We start from the raw sequence: 17,671 nt of genomic DNA on the forward strand, positions 1-17,671 counted from the left end.
ACATCATGGCGCCGACAGCCATGGAGAGGAAGCGCGGTGGATTTCACCCTCAGCGAACGCGAGACGCATTTCCGCGACCGGGTACGCGATTTCATCGCTCAAGAGATCGCGCCGCGCCGCGCCGAGCATGACCGCCAGCATCACGACGACAATCCGTGGAAGGTGCTCCCGGTCATCGAGGACGTGAAGGTGCGGGCGAAGGCCGCCGGGCTGTGGAATTTCTTCATGCCGCCGCACTCGGGTCAGACCCATGTCGACGACACGTTCGTGTTCGAGGGCACCCAGCTCTCGAACCTCGAATATGCGCTCTGCGCCGAGGAGATGGGGCGGATCGACTGGGCGAGCGAGTGCTTCAACTGCTCCGCCCCCGATACCGGCAACATGGAGGTGCTGCACCGCTACGGCACGCTGGCGCAGAAGGAGCAATGGCTGCGGCCGCTGATGCACGGCGAGGTCCGCTCGGTCTTTCTGATGACCGAGCCCGCGGTCGCCTCGTCCGATGCGACCAATATCGAGACGCGCATCGATCGTGACGGCGACCATTACGTCATCAATGGCCGCAAATGGTGGTCGTCGGGGATTGGCGACCCGCGGTGCCGGATCGGCATCCTGATGGGCAAGACCGACACCGGCGCGAAGCGGCACCAGCAGCAGAGCATGGTATTGGTGCCGCTCGACACGCCGGGCGTGCGGATCGAGCGGATGCTGTCGGTCTATGGCTATGACCATGCCCCGCACGGGCACGGCGAGGTCAGCTTCACCGACGTGCGCGTGCCGGTCGACAACATCCTGCTTGGCGAGGGCAGGGGGTTCGAGATCGCGCAGGGCCGGCTCGGGCCGGGGCGCATCCACCATTGCATGCGCACGATCGGCGTCGCGGAGAGTGCGATCGAGGCGATGGCGCGGCGGCTCGTCTCCCGCACCGCGTTCGGCAAGCGCATCGCCGACCACAGCGTCTGGGAAGAGCGGATCGCGCGCGCGCGGATCGATATCGAGATGACGCGGCTGCTCTGCCTCAAGGCCGCCGACATGATGGACAAGGCCGGCAACAAGGCCGCGCAGCAGGAAATCGCGATGATCAAGGTGCAGGCGCCGAACATGGCGCTGCGCATCCTCGACGATGCGGTGCAGGCGCATGGCGGCGCGGGTGTATCGGGCGACTTCGACCTCGCGCATGCTTGGGCGTCGATGCGCACGCTGCGCTTCGCCGACGGCCCGGACGAGGTTCACGCCCGCGCGATCGCGCGCCACGAGTTCGGCAAATACGCATGAGCGACCTCGACACCGCGCGGCTCGGCGCGTGGCTGGCGGCGCATGTCCCCGGTGCCGGCGCGGTCACCGGCGAGCAGCGGCTTGAGGGCGGGCAATCCAATCCCACCTACCGCATCGATACTGACAACGGCAGCTACGTGCTTCGTCGTAAGCCGGTCGGTACGCTGCTGCCGTCTGCGCATCAGGTCGACCGCGAATATCGCGTGATCGCCGCGCTTTACCCGACCGGCTTTCCCGTCCCGCGTCCCTACGGCCTGTGCATGGACGATGCGGTGATCGGCTCGGCCTTTTACGTGATGGCGATGGTTGAGGGGCGGACGATCTGGGACGGCACGATGCCCGATCTCACCCCCGATCAGCGCCGCGCGCATTACGAGGCGATGATCGACACGCTCGCCGATCTCCACAACACCGATCATGTCGCGAACGGGCTCGAGGATTACGGCCGCCCCGGCAATTATTTCGAACGGCAGGTCGCGCGCTGGACCAAACAATATCGCGGCGCCGAGACCGAGCCGATGCCGGCGATGGAGAAGCTGATCGACTTTCTGCCGCGCACCGTCCCCGCGCAGGAGCGGACCAGCATCGTCCATGGCGACTATCGCGTCGACAATCTCCGCTTCGCGCCGGGCACTCAGCCCCGCGTCGCGGCGGTGCTCGACTGGGAATTGTCGACGCTCGGCGATCCGGTCGCCGATCTCACCTATTTTCTGATGAGCTGGGTGACCGAGCCCGAAGGCCGCTCGGGCGTGCTCGGCCGCACCGGCGCGGCGACCGGCATTCCCGAAATGACGGAGATGCTGGCGCGCTATTGCGCGCGCACCGGGCGCAGCGCGCCGATCGCGCTCGACTGGTATTTCGCCTTCAACCTCTTCCGCCTCGCCGGGATCGTGCAGGGCATCAAGAAGCGCATCGTCACCGGCACCGCCGCCAACCCGCGCGCCCACGAGACGGCGGCACGCATGGGCGGGCTGGTCGATGCCGCCTGGCATTTCGCGCAAAGGGCAGGGGCGTGAGGCGCTTCGCGGGCAAGTCGATCGTCGTCACCGGCGCGGGCTCGGGGATCGGTCGCGCGGCGGCAATGCTGTTCGCTGCCGAGGGCGGGCAGGTGGTCGTCGCCGACGTCACCGATCAGGCAGAGGAGACGGCGCAGACGATTGTCGCCGCGGGTGGCGTGGCGGCGGCGATCCGCATGGATGCCGGCGACGAAGGCGATGTCGCCCGCACCATCGCGCTCGCGGTCGACCGCTTCGGCGGCCTCGACGTGATGTTCGCCAACGCCGGCATCTCGGGCGGGATGGCAAACATCTTCGATACGGATGTCGCGCTGTTCGCCGAGGTGCTGCGCGTCAACCTGATCGGCCCGTGGCTGGCGGTTAAGCACGCCGCGCCGCTGATCGCGGCACGCGGCGGCGGGGCGATCGTGCTGACTGCCAGCGTCGCCGGGATGCGCTCGGGCGCGGGCTCCCCCGCTTATTCGGCGTCCAAAGCCGGCGTCATCAACCTCGCCACGACCGCCGCGCAGCAATTGTCGGGCTCAGGGGTGCGAGTGAATGCGCTCTGCCCCGGTCTCACCGAGACCGGCATGACCCGGCCGACGTTCGACTACGCGCGCGACGCCGGCAAGCTGGACCGCCTCGGCCGCCTCAACCCGCTGCGCCGCGGCGCGCAGCCCGAGGAACTGGCCCGTGTGGCGCTGTTCCTCGCCAGCGACGAGGCGAGCTACGTCAACGGTCAGGCGCTCGCAGCGGACGGCGGCCTCTCGTCGAGCCACCCGGTGACACGACAGGATTACGGCAAGACCGCGGTCTGAGCACAATCCCGTCGTTGCGAGCGCAGCGAAGCAATTCAGCGCGTCCTGATCCGGCACTGGATTGCTTCGCGACGCGCGCAATGACGCATGAGGTTCTCGATCGCCTTCCGCCCCGCCGGGAACGCGCGCGGCTAACCTGTGTTGACCCTCCATCCACAGGAGAGTCGCCCGATGCCCGCCCCCGTCCGTTACACCCCCGACATCGAGCAGCCGCAGCCCGACGAGGCCGAGACCATCGCCCAGCTCAACGAGCAGTTCGACATCGTCCTCGACACCACCGCCGGGGATTACGGCCACGCTGTCCGCGCGGTCCACGCCAAGGCGCATGCGATCCTCGCCGGCACGCTAACCATCGACGCCGATCTTCCCCCCGAACTGGCGCAGGGCCTTTTCGCCACGCCGGGCGAGCACAAGGTGCTGATGCGCCTCTCGACCAACCCCGGCGACATCCTCGACGACGCGATCTCGCTCCCGCGCGGCCTCGCGATCAAGGTCTTCGACGTGGATGGCGAGCGGCTGCCCGGCGCGGAGGGGCGATCGCAGGACTTCATCATGGTCAACGCCACCGCCTTTCAGGCGAAGACCGCCGAGAAATTCCTGAGCAGCCTCAAGCTGCTGGCGCGCACCACCGACAGGGCGGAGGGCGGCAAGAAGGCGCTGTCGGCGGTGCTGCGCGGGGTGAGCAGCGCGCTGGGCGCGGTCGGAGTCGAGAGCGCGACGATCAACACGCTCGGCGGCGCGCCCAACGTCGACCCGATCGGCGAGACCTATTACAGCGCGACCGCGTTCCGCTACGGCGATCATATCGCCAAGTTCAGCCTCGCCCCCGTCGCCCCGGGCCTGAAGGAGCGCACCGGAGCGATCATCGACACCGCCGGCGACCGCGACGCGATCCGCCACACCGTCCGCGACGAGCTACGCTCGATTGACGGCGAGTGGGAGTTCCGTGTCCAGCTCGCCCGCGATCTCGCGCGGCAGCCGGTCGAGGATGCGACGGTCGAATGGGACGAAACGGAAGCGCCGTTCGTCCGGGTCGGCACGATCCGCGCTGCGGCGCAGAACAGCTGGGACGATGCGCGCGTCACGCAGGTCAACGAGCAGATGCGCTTCAGCGTCTGGACCGGACTTGCGGCGCACCAGCCGCTCGGCAACATCAACCGCGCGCGTCGCGACACCTATCGCCACTCCGCCGACTACCGCCAGCGCGTCAACCGCTGCCCGATCCACGAACCGGGTTGATCCGGGCGCGCCGCTGACCCGGAATGAGCGGGCGGCGGCGGATCGGATTGCGGGCGTCGACCGCCCGGCACATCCTGCTGCGCGGCGGCTTCGCGGAAGGATGTGACATGCGGATCGTGACACTGGCGGTGCTCGGGTTGCTGATCGGGGCCGCGCCCGCCGAAGTGCCGACCGGGCGCTCCCGGGAATGGCGGTCGTGGGAGAAGAAGCCGCTGACCTTCACCTCGGGCGGCATCACGGTCGCGGTCACCCCGCTGCCATGCCCGGCGCAATCGAGAGGCGACGACACCTGCTCATGGGAGCATTTCAACAATCAGGCGGAGGTCACCGTCACCGCGCCCGGCGTGGTCCCGCTCACGGTCAAGACCGACCGTGAAGGTGCCTATGCCCGCATCGCCGTGGTCAAGCTGCGGCATGACGATCCGCGCCCCGGTGTCATCGTCGAGAGCCAGTCGGGCGGCTCGAGCGGCGACCTGACCCTGCAGCTCATCGTGCCGACGCCGGATGGATATACGGTCGCCACATCGGAGGCTGCCGGAATCAGGCTTCAGGGCCAGATCGAAGACGGACCGCGCGACCTTTCGGGCGACGGCAAGATCGATCTGGTGCTTCAGGACCCTGCGTTCGGTACGGTGTTCGGCTGCAACGCGTGCACGCCGCGCCCGCCGTTGATCGTCACGGTCGGCGCGGGCCGGCTCGTGAACGAGAGCCGCGACCCGGCGCTACGCCCGGTCTTCCTCGCCGATATGGCGCGGTTGCGCCCGCGCTGCTTCTCCACCGATCGCGACCGCAACGGTGCCTGCGCCGCCTATGTCGCTGATGCGGCCCGAGCGGGTCGGTTGACCACCGCCTGGGCGGCAATGATGAAGCATTATCAACGAGACGGTCGCTCGTGGGAGTGGTGCGACATCCCGGTGTCGCAATGGGCGGGCCGCAATTGTCCCGCCGGGCGCACGACGCGCTTCACCACTTTCCCCGATGCACTCCGCGCCATCCTCGAACGCGGCGGCTATCTCCCCGGCTGACGGACCGCCCGCATCCGCACCAGCCCCTCCTGCGCGACGCTCGCCACCAGCCGTCCGTCGGCGGTGAAGATCCGCCCGCGGTTCATGCCGCGCCCGTGCCCCGCCCACGGACTGTCCATCGTATAGAGCAACCAGTCGTCGGTCCGCGCCGGCTCGTGCAGCCACAACGCGTGGTCGAGGCTGGCGGTCTGCATCCCCGGCGTGATCCACGTCACGCCGTGCGGCAACATGCACGTCCCCAGCAGCATCATGTCGCTGGCATAGGCAAGCACCGCGCGGTGCATCGCCGGATCGTCACCGACCGGCGCGACCGCGCGAAACCAGTAATGATGCACCGGCGGGGCCGGGGTCGGCTCGGTCCAGTGCCGCGGCGTCACCGGGCGATATTCGATCGCGCGCGGGCGGAGCAACTGCTCGCGAAGCTGCGGCGGAATCCTGTCCGCCACCGCCGCGCGCAACGTCTGCTCGTCCTGCAACGCTTGCGGGGGCGGCACGTCGGGCATCGCGTCCTGATGCGCCAAACCGTCCTCGGCGCGCTGGAACGAGGCGGCCATGTTGAGGATCGGCGTGCCGCGCTGCATCGCGATCACCCGCCGCGTCGCGAAGCTGCGCCCCTCGAAATCGCGCACCACGCGGTAGATGATCGGATGTTCCTCCGATCCCGCGCGCATGAAATAGGCGTGGAGCGAGTGCGCCACCTTGTCGGTCTCGCCCGCCGAGCGCTGCGCCGCCTGCAACGCCTGCGCGATCACCTGCCCGCCGAACACGCGCCCGACCCCGCCGGTCGAGCGCCGCCCGCGATACAGGTCGGTGTCGATTTCCTCGACGTCGAGCAGATCGACCAGATCGGCGACCAGTTCGGCAGGGGAGGGCGCGTCGCTCAATAGCCGCGCCCGCGCGCCACGCGCTCGGCGTGGAAGTTCGTGTCGCCGAACATCTCGGCGAGCACGCGGGCGCGCTTCATGAAGAAGCCGATGTCATATTCGTCGGTCATGCCGATTCCGCCGTGCATCTGCACGCCTTCCTGCACCGACACCGTCGTGGCAAGCCCCGTCATCGCCTTCGCCACCGAAACCGCCTGATCCGCCGCCGCATCGCCGGCGTCGAGCAATTGCTGCGCCTTCAACACCGCGGCCCGCGCCACCTCCAGCTCGGCATAGAGATGCGCGGCGCGATGCTGGAGCGCCTGGAAGCTGCCGATCAACGCGCCGAACTGCTTGCGCTGCTTCAGGTACGCGACCGTCATGTCCATCGCGCCACCACCGACGCCGAGCAACTCCGCCGACGCCCCAGTCCGCCCGGCGCGCAACAGCCGGTCGAGCGGCGTGCGCCCGTCATCGACCGTGCCGATCACCGCATCACCGTCGACCGCGACCCCCTCGAACGTCAGCCGCGCGGCGATGCTGCTGTCGGCGAGCCGCTCGGCGGTCGTGGTGAGGCCGGCGGCGTCGGCGGGCACCGCGAACAGCGTCATGCCCTCGTCATCCTCGTCGCTACCGGCGGTGCGCGCCGCGACGATCAGCAGGTCGGCGGCATGGCCGTGCGTCACGAACTGCTTGGCACCGCTCAGCCGGAAGCCGTTGCCGGACCGCTCCGCGCGCATCGCGATGCGATCGCGGTGCTTCGGTCCCTCGTCGATCGCGAGCGCCGCGACCGTCTCGCCCGACAGGATGCCGGGGAACCAGCGTTCCGCCTGCATGGTCCCGTCCAGCGCCGCCACCGCGGCGACCGCGGTGGTGAGGAAGGGCGAGGGCGACAGGTTGCGCCCGATCTCCTCCAGCACCACGCCCGCCTCGACATGCCCGAGCCCCAGCCCGCCGGCCTCCTCGCCGATCAGGATGCCGGTGAACCCCATCTCCGCGAACTGCTTCCAAAGCGCGCGGTCGAAGCCGGTCGCGTCGTCATTGTCGCGCAGCCGCCGCAGGTGCGCGACCGGCGCATGCTCGCCCACGAAATCGCGCGCGGTGTCGCGCAGCATCGTCTGTTCGTCATTCAGGAAAAGCGGCATCGCATCCTCCGTTCAGGCCCATGGGGCAGGGCTCTATCGTCAACATATCCGTCGTCCCGGGCTCGACCCGGGACTCCGCTTCTTCTTCTCGACCGCCCGGCAGGATCGCGGCCCCGGATCACGTCCGGGGTGACGGGAAAGGGCTTTGCGCGCACTCTGAGTCAAAGACCGCCCCCGCCACCTCCACCGTCGCCCCTGCGCAGGCAGGGGCCCATGTCTGTTTCGTGTGCCGGATCATCTGACACACGCAGCCCGCTCACCGACAGCCACCGCAGCATTTCCATTCGACAGCCATAGGCCCCTGCCTGCGCAGGGGCGACGGCGTTTCACGCGACCGGCCCGCACGATCACCCCGGCAATTCCAATATCCGCTTCGCCACGATGTTGAGCTGGATCTCGCTCGTGCCACCCTCGATCGAATTCGCCTTGGTCCGCAACCACGCCCGCGCCGCGCGCCCGCCGCCCGAGCGCTCGCTCTCCCATTCGATCGCGTCCGACCCGCCCGCCGCCATCGCCAGCTCGTGCCGCGCCTTGTTCAGCTCGGTGCCGTAATATTTCATCATGCTCGGCTGCGCGGGATGCGCCTGTCCGGCCTTCAGCTCGTCGATGAACCGCTCGCTCTGCGCCGCGAACGCCAGCGCGCGCACCTCGTACATCGCAATCTGCGCACGCAGCAGCGGATCGGCGAGCCGCCCCTCAGCATCGACCCCAACCGTCGCCAGCGCCCCCTCGACCAACGCATCGCCGCCGCCCGACAGCCCCATGCCGGAGATCATCTCCCGCTCATGCCCGAGCAGATATTTGGCGACGTCCCAGCCCTTGTTGAGTTCGCCGACCAGATTGGCCTTGGGCACCTTCACATCGTCGAAGAACGTCTCGCAGAACGGCGAATAGCCGCTGATGAGCAGGATCGGCTTGGTCGACACGCCCGGCGAGGCCATGTCGAACAGCACGAAGCTGATCCCGCCCTGCTTAGTGGTCTTGTCGGTGCGCACCAGACAGAAGATCCAGTCGGCCTGATCGGCATAGCTGGTCCACACCTTCTGCCCGTTGACCACGAAATGATCGCCGGCATCTTCGGCGCTGGTCGCGAGGCTCGCGAGGTCGGACCCGGCGTTGGGCTCCGAATAGCCCTGGCACCAGCGGATCTCGCCGCGCGCGATCTTGGGCAGATGCTCCAGCTTCTGCGCCTCGGTCCCGTATTTCAGCAGCGCCGGCCCGAGCATCGAGATGCCGAAGCTGTTGAGCGGGTTGCGCGCCTTGATCCGCGCCATCTCCTCGCGCAGCACCTTGGTCTCCGACGCGCTCAGCCCGTCGCCGCCATAATCTTTCGGCCAGTCGGGCACGGTCCAGCCGCGCGCCGCCATCCGGTCGAGCCACGTCTTCTGCGGCGCGGTCAGCCGCGACTGGTCGCGCCCGCCCCACACCACGTCCTTATCGGAGACGATCGGCGCGCGCATCTCGGGCGGGCAGTTCGCGTCCAGCCACGCGCGTGTTTCTTCGCGGAAGGTATCGAGATCGCTCACTTGAACGCCTCCCCGGTCTTGAGCCCCTTGGCGACCGGAAAGCCGTAGCGCTCCAGCCCGGCGATCACCTTTTCGGCACCTTCGCTCTGCGCCCAGAACATCGGTCCGCCACGATAGACCGGCCAGCCATAGCCATAGACCCATACGACATCGATGTCCGACGCGCGCTGCGCCATGCCTTCCTCAAGGATCAGCGCGCCTTCGTTGACCATCGTATAGAGCGTGCGCGCAACGATCTCGTCGTCGCTGATCGCGCGCGGTGTCGCGCCCTCCTTGGCGCGGAAGTCGTCGATGATCTCGGCCACGCGTGGCGACGGCGTCGGGTTCCGCTTTTCGTCATAATCGTAGAAGCCCGCGCCTTTCTTCTGCCCCCAGCGTCCCTCGGCGGCGAGCGCGTCGCGGATGTTCTCGATCCGGCCGGGATCGCGGTGCCAGCCGATATCGACCCCGGCGAGATCGGCCATCTGGAACGGTCCCATCGGCATCCCGAACGCGACATGCACGCGGTCGATCTGCTCGGGGGTCGCGCCCTCCATCAACAGCTTGTTGGCCTCGACCTGCCGCGGCATCAGCATCCGGTTGCCGATGAACCCGTCGCACACGCCCGCGACCACCGCGACCTTGCGGATCTTCTTGGCCAGCGCCATCACCGTCGCCAGCACGTCGGGCGCGGTCTGCCTGCCGCGCACCACCTCCAGCAATTTCATGACGTTCGCGGGTGAAAAGAAGTGCATCCCCAGCACGTCGCCGGTGCGCTTCGTCACCGCGGCGATCTCGTCGATGTTGAGGTAGCTGGTGTTGCTCGCGAGGATCGCGCCCGGCTTGGCGATCGCGTCGAGCCTGGTGAAGATGTCCTTCTTGACGCCCATATCCTCATAGACCGCCTCGATGATGAGGTCGCAATCGCCGAGATCGTCGAGCGACAGGGTGGGGGAGAGCAACCCCATCGCCTTGTCGGGCGCATCCGCGGGCAGCCGGCCCTTGGCGGCGCTCGCCTCGTAATTGCGCCGCATCACCCCGGTGCCGCGATCAAGCGCTTCCTGCTGCATCTCGACGATCGTCACCGGCACGCCCGCCGACAGGAAGTTCATCGCGATCCCGCCGCCCATCGTCCCCGCGCCGATCACGCCGACGCGCTTGATCGGGCGCAGCGGGGTGGCGGCGTCGATGTCGTCGATCTTCGCGGCCTTGCGCTCGGCGAAGAAGAGGTGCCGTTGCGCCGCCGATTGCGTGCCGTTCATCAGCGCCATGAACTGTTCGCGCTCGACCGCCAGCCCGTCCTCGAACGACTGTTCGGTCGCGGCGACGACGCAGGTGATGCACGCCTCGGGCGCGTCGAACCCGCGCAGCTTGCGCCCGTGCGTCTTGCGGAACGCCTCGATCGCGGCTGGATCGGGCGCGACGAGCCGGTCGCGGACGCGCGGGATCGGTCGCTTGCCCGCCACCTCGCGCGCGAAAGCCAATGCGTCGGCGGCCAGCGTGTCCTCGCCGACCACCTTGTCGACCAGCCCCATGTCCGCCGCCGCCTGTGCGGACACCGGATTGCCGAGCACGATCATCTCCAGCGCCGCCTTGACCCCGACCAGCCGCGGCAGCCGCTGCGTCCCGCCCGCGCCGGGCAGCAGCCCCAGCTTCACTTCGGGGGTGCCCAGCTTCGCCGAGGGGACGGCGACGCGGTAATGGCAGCCGAGCGCCACCTCGCACCCGCCGCCCAGCGCGGTGCCATGGATGGCGGCGATCACCGGGGTCGGGCTCGCCTCGATCACATCGACCAAGGTCGGCAACGGAATGCCCTGCAGCGGCTTGCCGAACTCACCGATATCGGCGCCGGCGAAGAAGGTCCGGCCATCGCAACGTATCACGATCGCCGAAATGCTCGAATCTGCGACCCCGGCTTTCACCGCGGCCTCCAGACCGTCGCGAACCGCGGCACCCAGCGCGTTTACGGGCGGCGAATCGGCGACGATGACGAGAATATCGCCTTCCCTTTCGGTACGGATCGGCCCGGACCGTTCGATGCTATGCGACGTCATGGGGCTGCTTCTCCTCGGTTCGGCATACCGTTGTTTCGAATCGCTGATTGTCTATCGTGTCAGGGGAGGGCGGCGCAATCATCCTTGTGCGGACCGCGACAACGATCGGCACCCGCCGCGACGCCGCGCACGTCGCATGCCGGCCGGGCTTGTCCCTCGACCGCTTCCCCGCCTAATCCTGCACCCCGAAAAAGAGACGGACGGGGGACGGCTGGTCGATGCGCGTGACGAAGGACTTTCTACGTGGGCGTGGCCGCAGCGGACTGACGCAGGCTGAAAAGGATGTGCTCGAAAGCGCGGTCGAGCGGGTCGAGCGCCTGCCCGCGCGCAGCATCGTCACGCGCCGCGGCGAGGCGGTGACGTACAGCACGCTGCTGCTCGACGGGGTGATGTGCCGCTACATGGATGCGCGCGACGGCTTCCGCCAATTGGTGGCGTTGCAACTGCCCGGCGACTTCGTCGACCTGCACGGCTATCCGCTGCGGCGGCTCGACCATGACGTCGGAACGCTGACCGAGGCGCGGATCGCGCTCATACCGCACGCCCGAATCGACAAGATCCTCGTCGAGCACCCGCATCTGACCCGCCTGTTGTGGCGCTCCACCCTCCTCGACGCCGCCCTCCACCGCGAATGGATCTTCCGCATCGGCCGCCTCGACGCCGCTGGACGGCTCGCGCATTTCCTGATGGAGACCTACCACCGGCTGCGGGCGGTCGGGGCAGCGGACGGCGGCGCGTTCGACTTCGCCCTGACACAACAGGATCTTGGCGAGGCGCTCGGCCTCACCAGCGTCCACGTCAACCGCATGTTGCGGCGGCTGCGCGAGGCCGGGCTGGCCGAGTTCGCGCGCGGCGTGGTGCGGATCACCGATCACGACCGGCTGGCGCGGCTCGGCGAATTCGATCCCGACTATCTCTACCTCGAAACCGGCCTGTGGCATGGCGCGAATTGAGCGGCGCGCGAAGAAGCTTGGCCGGGCGTGGTAATTGCCCGTAGGTGACGAACATGCCCGACCAATCTCCGCCCGCCGAACCGTTTATCCCGGCACCGACCGCGGCGGGGATCGACCCGCCGCTGCGGCGCGACCGCCTGCTCGCCGGGCTGACGCTGACGGCCGGGATTGGGCTGGTGCTCGGACTGCCGTTCGCGCTGCAGGCGGGGGCGGAATTCTTCATGCCGACCGCGATCGCGCTGGTCGTGTCGCTCGCGCTGATCCCGCTGCTCGAATGGCTGGAGCGGCGACGGCTGCCGTCGCCGATCGCCGCGCTGTTGTGCGTGATCCTGTTTCTGGTGATCGCCAATGTCGCGCTGGCCGCGATCGTCGTGCCCGCGACCGAATTCTTCCGGCTGCTGCCGAGCCGCATCCACCGCATCCAGGCGAACCTAGCGCCGATCCTCGACCTATACTCGAGCCTCGAACGTTACGCGAACCGCACCTTGCGCCAGATCGCCACCACTCCGGTCAAGCCATCGGCCACCGCCGCGGTGGCGCCGCCCAGCTCGATCGTCGAACTGGCCGCCACCTCGGCCCCGGCGGTGATCGTCCAGACCTTCTATGCGATCCTCGTCGCCTTCTTCTTCCTGTCCGGCTGGACGCGGATGCGCGAGAAGATGATCACCGGCCGCGCCAGCTTCGGCGGCGCGATGACCACCGCGCGGGTGTTGCAGGAGATGGTCGACGCGGTGTCCTCGTATCTCGGTACGATCACCATCATCAACATCCTGCTCGGCGCGGTGGTCGCCGGCGCGCTTCACCTGCTCGGCATGCCGTTCCCGCTGATGTGGGGAGGGATCGTCACCCTGCTCAACTACGTGCCCTATTTCGGGCCGGTGGTCGCCGCGCTGCTGCTCGCGATCGGCGGGCTGATGACCTTCTCCGACGTCTGGACCGCGTTGTCCGCGCCCGCGCTGATGTACGGTGCGCATCTGATCGAGGCGAACGTCGTGACTCCGTTGATCGTCGGGCATCGCCTGACCATCAATCCGGTGATGATCCTCATTTCGATCAGCTTCTGGGGATGGGTGTGGGGGACGGTCGGCGCGTTGCTGGCGGTGCCGATCCTGATCATCGTCCAGACGATCCTGTCCGCCGCCGGCCGCCCCGACATCGCCGGCTTCCTGTTCGAGGACGGCACGCTGATGCGCGGTCAGGAGGAGCAGGTCGCCGTCGTCGAAAAAGTCGCCGATAGTCGTTGACAGGGGGGGGCGTGCCGCCTAGTTGGCGCGCCTCACGCTTCTACAAGCGGGTGTAGCTCAGTTGGTTAGAGCGCCGGCCTGTCACGCCGGAGGTCGCGGGTTCGAGCCCCGTCACTCGCGCCATCCCTTTTGCGGGTTGGTTTGTGGTCGTCGCGAGGATGACGCGAAACATGCGATCTTGCGGGCGCGACGCCGCGCCGATTCGTGGCTCGCGTTAGGAATGCGGGTGTAGCTCAGTTGGTTAGAGCGCCGGCCTGTCACGCCGGAGGTCGCGGGTTCGAGCCCCGTCACTCGCGCCACTCATCAGTGGCTCAGACTCAGCGCCAGCGGCCGGTCTCCATCCAGCGGAGCAAGGGCTTGAGCGGCGTGATCCAGATGATCCCGGTCACGACATAGAAGAGCAGTTGCACCGCGCGGTGCCAGCGGCCGATCGTCGCGGACAGCGAGGCGATGCCCACGCACCACAGCAAAATCAGCAGCAGGATGATCAGCATCCCGGCGGGCTTGCGCCATGAAGGTGTCATGCGGTGATCCACTCCTGTTCGGTTGCGACGGCGTGCAGCGGCACGTCCCATGGATCGGCAGTCAGTCCGTCGATCCTCTGCACGCTCCACGCCACCCCGATCCGCAGCGCGCCGGGAAAAGCCGCGAACGCGCGGTCATAATGCCCGGCGCCCTGCCCGAGGCGGTTGAGCGCGCCGTCGAAGGCGACCAGCGGCGTCAGTACCACGTCGGGCGCGACCGGCACGCCGTCATGCGCGGGTTGCCGCAACCCGAAGGGCCCGTTCTGCAACCCGCTCCCCGGTGTCCAGCGCAGGAACGACAGCGGCGTCGCGCGATCGACCACATGTGGCAGCGCGAGTGTGCAGCCGGCGGCGAGCGCCGCCTGTTCCAGCGGGGCGGGATCGGCCTCGCTGCCGATCGGAACATAGCTCGCGACGATCATCCCCGGGGTCAGCAGCGCCACGAACCGCGCATCGACCCGGATCGGCGGGTGCGGCGCCGCGACGAAGGTGGCACGCGCGAGGCGCGCGGTGGCGCGCAAGCTGATCTTGTCGCTCATCGAAGCACCATATGGCGGGTGGCGGGACCGCCATGGTCGTTTGCCGGATTATCCACTGACGCCCAGTACGTCAGGTGGGGATCATGTGCGTCGGGCCAGGACCCGGGCAGGGACAACCCCCATGGATGATGAATAGCCTCAGGGATTTCTCTAGGCTCGTACCGGGCAGAACCCGCCGCCACCAATCTAGGCGCTCGGCAGCGTTTGCTCAAGGGCCGCGGCGATCGATTCGAGGCGTTCGGACAATTGGTCGAGTGCGACGCCCTCCGGAGTCTCGGGGGGCGGCGCGTTGCGCGCGTCGATCAGCGCGTCGGCGACCATCAGCGCGGCGAGCAGCATCGCGCGGTTGGCACCGCCCGCGCCGGCAGCGCGGCGCGCCAGCTCCCAACGCTCGTCGATCAACGCCGCGGCCTCTTTCAGCCGCGCCTCGCCGCCGTCGCGGCAGGCGAGGTCGTAATTGGTGTCGCCGATGCGCAGCGTGACGATCGCCATCAGCGCTGCGCCTCCGACTCGGCGGCGTTGGCGATGATCGCGTCGAGCGCCACCACCGCCTGCGCCATCGTCGCTTTCAGCGTGGCATGTCGCCGCTCCAGCAGCGCATCGGCGGCATGGCGCGCGGCGATCGCGTTTTCGACGCGGGTGATGGCGGCGTCCAGCCGGGCGATCGCGGGATTGTCCATAGCGGCAAAGCGATAGGATCGCGCGCGCGGCGCGACAAGTAGCTTGCGCGCCGGACGGTCGCTGCAGCGGGGCGGTTGACGGGTGCGCGTCCACCTGCGCAAAAGCCGCCGCATCTGGACGGAATTGGCGGAGGACTGACGATGACGAAGGTTGCGATCAACGGCTTCGGGCGCATCGGCCGGCTGGTGGCGCGCGCATTGCTGGAGCGCGGCAGCGAGCTGGAGCTGGTGGCGATCAACGATCTGGCCGACACCAAATCCAATGCGTGGCTGTTCAGCCGCGACAGCGTCCACGGCAAGTACGCCGGCACCGTCGAGGCCGATGGGCAGGACATGGTGATCGACGGCAAGCGCATCCGCGTCACTGCCGAGCGCGATCCCGCCAACCTGCCGCACAAGGAACTGGGCGTCGACATCGTGCTGGAATGCACGGGCTTCTTCACTGACCGCGCCAGCGCGCAGAAGCATATCGACGCGGGTGCGAAGAAGGTGCTGATCTCCGCGCCGGCCAAGGGCGTCGACATCACCGTCGTCTATGGCGTCAACGATGACAAGCTGGAGGCTGGCCACACGATCGTCTCGAATGCGTCGTGCACCACCAATTGCCTCGCGCCCGTCGCCAAGGTGCTGAATGATGCGATCGGTATCGAGCGCGGCCTGATGACCACGATCCACGCCTATACCAACGACCAGAAGATCCTCGACCAGATCCACCCGGACCTGCGTCGCGCGCGTGCGGCGGCGATGAGCATGATCCCGACCACCACCGGCGCGGCGCGCGCGGTGGGCGAGGTGCTGCCCGAGCTGAAGGGCAAGCTGGACGGCTCGGCGGTGCGCGTGCCGGTGCCGGACGGCAGCCTGGTCGACCTGACCTTCATGCCGGCGCGCGAGACGACGAAGGACGAGGTCAATGCGCTGCTCAAGGCGGCGGCGGACGGTCCGATGAAGGGCGTGCTGCACTTCTCCGACGAGCCGTTGGTGTCCATCGACATCGTCCACACGCCTTATTCGTCGACCGTCGACAGCCTTGAGACCGCGGTGCTCGACGGCAAGCTGGTGCGTGTCGTCAGCTGGTACGACAATGAATGGGGCTTTTCAAACCGCATGGTCGACACCGCCTCGGCGATGGCCAAGCTCGGCTGACGGCGGGAGGCGCGCGATGGCGGGGGTGTTGCTCGGGATCGCGCGACACGCCCGGTCGCGCGCGCCGATGGAGCTGGTCGACCATGTCGAGGTCACCGTGGAGGGCGGCATCCATGGTGACTTCCGCGGCGCGATGCGCGGCAAGCCCTACAAGCGGCAGGTCACGCTGATCGAGCGCGGCGACTGGGCGGCGGCGATGGCGGAGGTCGGTCACACGATCGGCTGGGAAGAGCGTCGCGCCAACCTGCTGGTCGACGGGTTCGACCTGCCGCAGACCGCCGGCGTGCGGGTGCGGATCGGTGCCGAGGTCGTGCTCGAGATTACGCGCGAATGCGATCCGTGCGAGCGGATGGAAGCGCTCGCCGAAGGACTGCGCGCGGCGATGACGCCGGACTGGCGCGGCGGCGCGTGCGCGATGGTGATAAGCGGCGGCCGGATCGCGGTCGGTGACGAGATCAGGATGGAGGAAGCATGACCAAGTCGTTCCGGACGCTCGACGATATCGGCGACGTCACCGGCAAGCGCGTGTTGGTGCGCGAGGATCTGAACGTGCCGCTCCATGACGGGCAGGTCAGCGACGACACCCGGCTGCGCGCCACAGTGGCGACGGTCGCCGAGCTGGCCGACAAGGGCGCGATCGTGCTGGTGCTGGCGCATTTCGGGCGGCCCAAGGGTGTGCCGTCGCCCGAACTGTCGCTGGCGCAGATCGTCAAGCCCTATGAGGCGGTGCTCGGTCGTCCGGTGCGCTACATCGACTGGGAAGGCGCGGCCGATGCGATCGCGACGCTCCAGCCGGGCGACATCGGCGTGCTGGAGAATACGCGCTTCTTCGGCGGCGAAGAAAAGAACGATCCGACGGTGGTCGAGCGGTTCGCGGCGCTGGGCGACCTGTACGTCAACGATGCCTTTTCGGCGGCGCACCGCGCGCACGCCTCGACCGAAGGGCTGGCGCACAAGCTGCCCGCCTTCGCGGGCCGGGCGATGGAAGCGGAGCTGGATGCGCTCGAAAAGGCGCTCGGCAAGCCCGAGCATCCGGTCGCCGCTGTGGTCGGCGGCGCGAAGGTGTCGACCAAGCTGGCGGTGCTCAAACATCTGGTCACGCGCGTCGATCACCTCATCATCGGCGGCGGGATGGCCAACACCTTTCTCGCCGCGCGCGGCGTCGATGTCGGCAAGAGCCTGTGCGAGCATGAGCTGACCGGCACCGCCGACGAGATCTTCGACGCCGCCGAGGCGGCGGGCTGCACGATCCACCTGCCGTATGACGTCGTCGTCGCGAAGGAGTTCAAGCCGAACCCGGTGACGCGCACCGTCAATGTTCACGAAGTTGCCGCCGACGAGATGATCCTCGACATCGGCCCGGCTGCGACCGAGTCGCTCGGCGACGTGCTCAAGAACTGCCGGACGCTGGTCTGGAACGGCCCGCTCGGCGCGTTCGAGACGCCGCCGTTCGACACCGCGACGGTGGCGTTGGCACGGACCGCGGCGGCGCTGACCAAGGAAGGCGGGCTGGTGTCGGTCGCGGGCGGTGGCGACACCGTCGCCGCGCTCAATCAGGCCGGGGCCGGCGACTCTTTCACCTTCGTCTCGACCGCTGGCGGCGCCTTCCTCGAGTGGATGGAAGGTCTGGAGCTTCCGGGAGTCGCCGCGCTGACGCGCTGAGTGCTGACCG

At 68.3% G+C, this 17,671-nt stretch carries 18 protein-coding genes and 2 tRNA genes; 12 read left to right on the top strand and 8 right to left on the bottom strand.

Annotation, left to right across the window (positions count from 1 at the left end):
- The first annotated feature begins 36 nt into the window (after positions 1–36).
- From FHS97_RS12400 to FHS97_RS12420, 5 genes are all read left to right on the top strand, one after another.
- Positions 37–1,272 carry an acyl-CoA dehydrogenase family protein gene (locus FHS97_RS12400; protein WP_184038139.1) on the top strand — a complete coding sequence of 412 codons (1,236 nt, stop codon included), beginning with the start codon at positions 37–39 and terminating at the stop codon, positions 1,270–1,272.
- Complete coding sequence (locus FHS97_RS12405) at positions 1,269–2,288, top strand: phosphotransferase family protein (protein WP_184038142.1); 1,020 nt, start codon at positions 1,269–1,271, stop codon at positions 2,286–2,288. Before FHS97_RS12400 ends, FHS97_RS12405 begins: the two co-directional genes overlap by 4 nt.
- Positions 2,285–3,085 carry a glucose 1-dehydrogenase gene (locus FHS97_RS12410; RefSeq protein ID WP_184038146.1) on the top strand — a complete coding sequence of 267 codons (801 nt, stop codon included), beginning with the start codon at positions 2,285–2,287 and terminating at the stop codon, positions 3,083–3,085. The genes FHS97_RS12405 and FHS97_RS12410 overlap by 4 nt, the downstream gene beginning before the upstream one ends.
- Before the next feature lie 171 nt (positions 3,086–3,256).
- Complete coding sequence (locus FHS97_RS12415; RefSeq protein ID WP_184038149.1) at positions 3,257–4,324, top strand: catalase family protein; 1,068 nt, start codon at positions 3,257–3,259, stop codon at positions 4,322–4,324.
- A gap of 107 nt (positions 4,325–4,431) precedes the next feature.
- Positions 4,432–5,349: a hypothetical protein gene (locus FHS97_RS12420; RefSeq protein WP_184038152.1), complete on the top strand. Its 918-nt coding sequence runs from the start codon at positions 4,432–4,434 to the stop codon at positions 5,347–5,349.
- Here the strand turns inward: FHS97_RS12420 and FHS97_RS12425 are convergent.
- From FHS97_RS12425 to FHS97_RS12440, 4 genes are all read right to left on the bottom strand, one after another.
- Positions 5,334–6,233 (bottom strand): acyl-CoA thioesterase, encoded by a 900-nt coding sequence (locus FHS97_RS12425; RefSeq protein WP_184038155.1) that lies wholly within the window; start codon positions 6,231–6,233, stop codon positions 5,334–5,336. The genes FHS97_RS12420 and FHS97_RS12425 overlap by 16 nt on opposite strands.
- Positions 6,230–7,357, bottom strand: coding sequence for an acyl-CoA dehydrogenase family protein (locus tag FHS97_RS12430; protein ID WP_184038158.1), 1,128 nt, complete (start codon positions 7,355–7,357; stop codon positions 6,230–6,232). Before FHS97_RS12430 ends, FHS97_RS12425 begins: the two co-directional genes overlap by 4 nt.
- A gap of 347 nt (positions 7,358–7,704) precedes the next feature.
- On the bottom strand, positions 7,705–8,883 hold the full coding sequence (locus tag FHS97_RS12435) for an acyl-CoA dehydrogenase family protein (RefSeq protein ID WP_184038161.1): 1,179 nt from the start codon (positions 8,881–8,883) through the stop codon (positions 7,705–7,707).
- Positions 8,880–10,916, bottom strand: coding sequence for a 3-hydroxyacyl-CoA dehydrogenase NAD-binding domain-containing protein (locus FHS97_RS12440; protein WP_184038164.1), 2,037 nt, complete (start codon positions 10,914–10,916; stop codon positions 8,880–8,882). Before FHS97_RS12440 ends, FHS97_RS12435 begins: the two co-directional genes overlap by 4 nt.
- Positions 10,917–11,134: 218 nt before the next feature.
- Between FHS97_RS12440 and FHS97_RS12445 the strand changes: the two genes are divergently transcribed.
- The 4 genes from FHS97_RS12445 (at position 11,135) to FHS97_RS12460 (ending at position 13,412) form a co-directional block, all read left to right on the top strand.
- On the top strand, positions 11,135–11,869 hold the full coding sequence (locus FHS97_RS12445) for a Crp/Fnr family transcriptional regulator (RefSeq protein WP_184038167.1): 735 nt from the start codon (positions 11,135–11,137) through the stop codon (positions 11,867–11,869).
- A gap of 53 nt (positions 11,870–11,922) precedes the next feature.
- On the top strand, positions 11,923–13,113 hold the full coding sequence (locus tag FHS97_RS12450) for an AI-2E family transporter (RefSeq protein ID WP_184038170.1): 1,191 nt from the start codon (positions 11,923–11,925) through the stop codon (positions 13,111–13,113).
- A gap of 46 nt (positions 13,114–13,159) precedes the next feature.
- A tRNA-Asp gene (locus FHS97_RS12455) sits at positions 13,160–13,236 on the top strand.
- A 99-nt stretch (positions 13,237–13,335) separates the two neighbouring features.
- Positions 13,336–13,412, top strand: a tRNA-Asp gene (locus FHS97_RS12460).
- Between the two features lie 18 nt (positions 13,413–13,430).
- Here the strand turns inward: FHS97_RS12460 and FHS97_RS12465 are convergent.
- From FHS97_RS12465 to FHS97_RS12480, 4 genes are all read right to left on the bottom strand, one after another.
- Positions 13,431–13,637 carry a DUF2842 domain-containing protein gene (locus FHS97_RS12465; RefSeq protein WP_184038173.1) on the bottom strand — a complete coding sequence of 69 codons (207 nt, stop codon included), beginning with the start codon at positions 13,635–13,637 and terminating at the stop codon, positions 13,431–13,433.
- A complete protein-coding gene (locus tag FHS97_RS12470; RefSeq protein ID WP_184038176.1) occupies positions 13,634–14,176 on the bottom strand; it encodes a 5-formyltetrahydrofolate cyclo-ligase in 543 nt (180 codons plus the stop codon). The genes FHS97_RS12465 and FHS97_RS12470 overlap by 4 nt, the downstream gene beginning before the upstream one ends.
- Before the next feature lie 186 nt (positions 14,177–14,362).
- Entirely contained in the window at positions 14,363–14,668 is a 306-nt protein-coding gene (locus FHS97_RS12475) for a cell division protein ZapA (RefSeq protein WP_184038179.1), read from the bottom strand.
- Positions 14,668–14,856, bottom strand: a complete 189-nt coding sequence (locus tag FHS97_RS12480) for a hypothetical protein (protein ID WP_184038182.1) — start codon at positions 14,854–14,856, stop codon at positions 14,668–14,670. Before FHS97_RS12480 ends, FHS97_RS12475 begins: the two co-directional genes overlap by 1 nt.
- A 141-nt stretch (positions 14,857–14,997) precedes the next feature.
- Between FHS97_RS12480 and gap the strand changes: the two genes are divergently transcribed.
- Genes gap through FHS97_RS12495 form a run of 3 tightly spaced genes read left to right on the top strand, consistent with a single transcriptional unit; the run spans position 14,998 to position 17,661 of the window.
- Entirely contained in the window at positions 14,998–15,999 is a 1,002-nt protein-coding gene (gene gap / locus FHS97_RS12485) for a type I glyceraldehyde-3-phosphate dehydrogenase (protein WP_184038195.1), read from the top strand.
- 16 nt (positions 16,000–16,015) lie between these two features.
- Positions 16,016–16,474 (top strand): MOSC domain-containing protein, encoded by a 459-nt coding sequence (locus FHS97_RS12490; protein WP_184038198.1) that lies wholly within the window; start codon positions 16,016–16,018, stop codon positions 16,472–16,474.
- Positions 16,471–17,661: a phosphoglycerate kinase gene (locus FHS97_RS12495; protein WP_184038202.1), complete on the top strand. Its 1,191-nt coding sequence runs from the start codon at positions 16,471–16,473 to the stop codon at positions 17,659–17,661. Before FHS97_RS12490 ends, FHS97_RS12495 begins: the two co-directional genes overlap by 4 nt.
- The last annotated feature ends 10 nt before the right edge of the window (positions 17,662–17,671 follow it).

It is taken from the genome of Sphingomonas endophytica, assembly GCF_014199415.1.
Lineage (GTDB): Bacteria > Pseudomonadota > Alphaproteobacteria > Sphingomonadales > Sphingomonadaceae > Sphingomonas > Sphingomonas endophytica.

Bases quoted from the DNA above. Each gene is read 5' to 3' on its own strand.
- FHS97_RS12405 (WP_184038142.1), top strand. From the start codon at position 1,269: ATGAGCGACCTCGACACCGCGCGGCTCGGCGCGTGGCTGGCGGCGCAT.
- FHS97_RS12415 (WP_184038149.1), top strand. From the start codon at position 3,257: ATGCCCGCCCCCGTCCGTTACACCCCCGACATCGAGCAGCCGCAGCCC.
- FHS97_RS12420 (WP_184038152.1), top strand. From the start codon at position 4,432: ATGCGGATCGTGACACTGGCGGTGCTCGGGTTGCTGATCGGGGCCGCG.
- FHS97_RS12430 (WP_184038158.1), bottom strand. From the start codon at position 7,357: ATGCCGCTTTTCCTGAATGACGAACAGACGATGCTGCGCGACACCGCG.
- FHS97_RS12440 (WP_184038164.1), bottom strand. From the start codon at position 10,916: ATGACGTCGCATAGCATCGAACGGTCCGGGCCGATCCGTACCGAAAGG.
- FHS97_RS12445 (WP_184038167.1), top strand. From the start codon at position 11,135: ATGCGCGTGACGAAGGACTTTCTACGTGGGCGTGGCCGCAGCGGACTG.
- FHS97_RS12450 (WP_184038170.1), top strand. From the start codon at position 11,923: ATGCCCGACCAATCTCCGCCCGCCGAACCGTTTATCCCGGCACCGACC.
- FHS97_RS12465 (WP_184038173.1), bottom strand. From the start codon at position 13,637: ATGACACCTTCATGGCGCAAGCCCGCCGGGATGCTGATCATCCTGCTG.
- FHS97_RS12470 (WP_184038176.1), bottom strand. From the start codon at position 14,176: ATGAGCGACAAGATCAGCTTGCGCGCCACCGCGCGCCTCGCGCGTGCC.
- FHS97_RS12475 (WP_184038179.1), bottom strand. From the start codon at position 14,668: ATGGCGATCGTCACGCTGCGCATCGGCGACACCAATTACGACCTCGCC.
- FHS97_RS12480 (WP_184038182.1), bottom strand. From the start codon at position 14,856: ATGGACAATCCCGCGATCGCCCGGCTGGACGCCGCCATCACCCGCGTC.
- gap (WP_184038195.1), top strand. From the start codon at position 14,998: ATGACGAAGGTTGCGATCAACGGCTTCGGGCGCATCGGCCGGCTGGTG.
- FHS97_RS12490 (WP_184038198.1), top strand. From the start codon at position 16,016: ATGGCGGGGGTGTTGCTCGGGATCGCGCGACACGCCCGGTCGCGCGCG.
- FHS97_RS12495 (WP_184038202.1), top strand. From the start codon at position 16,471: ATGACCAAGTCGTTCCGGACGCTCGACGATATCGGCGACGTCACCGGC.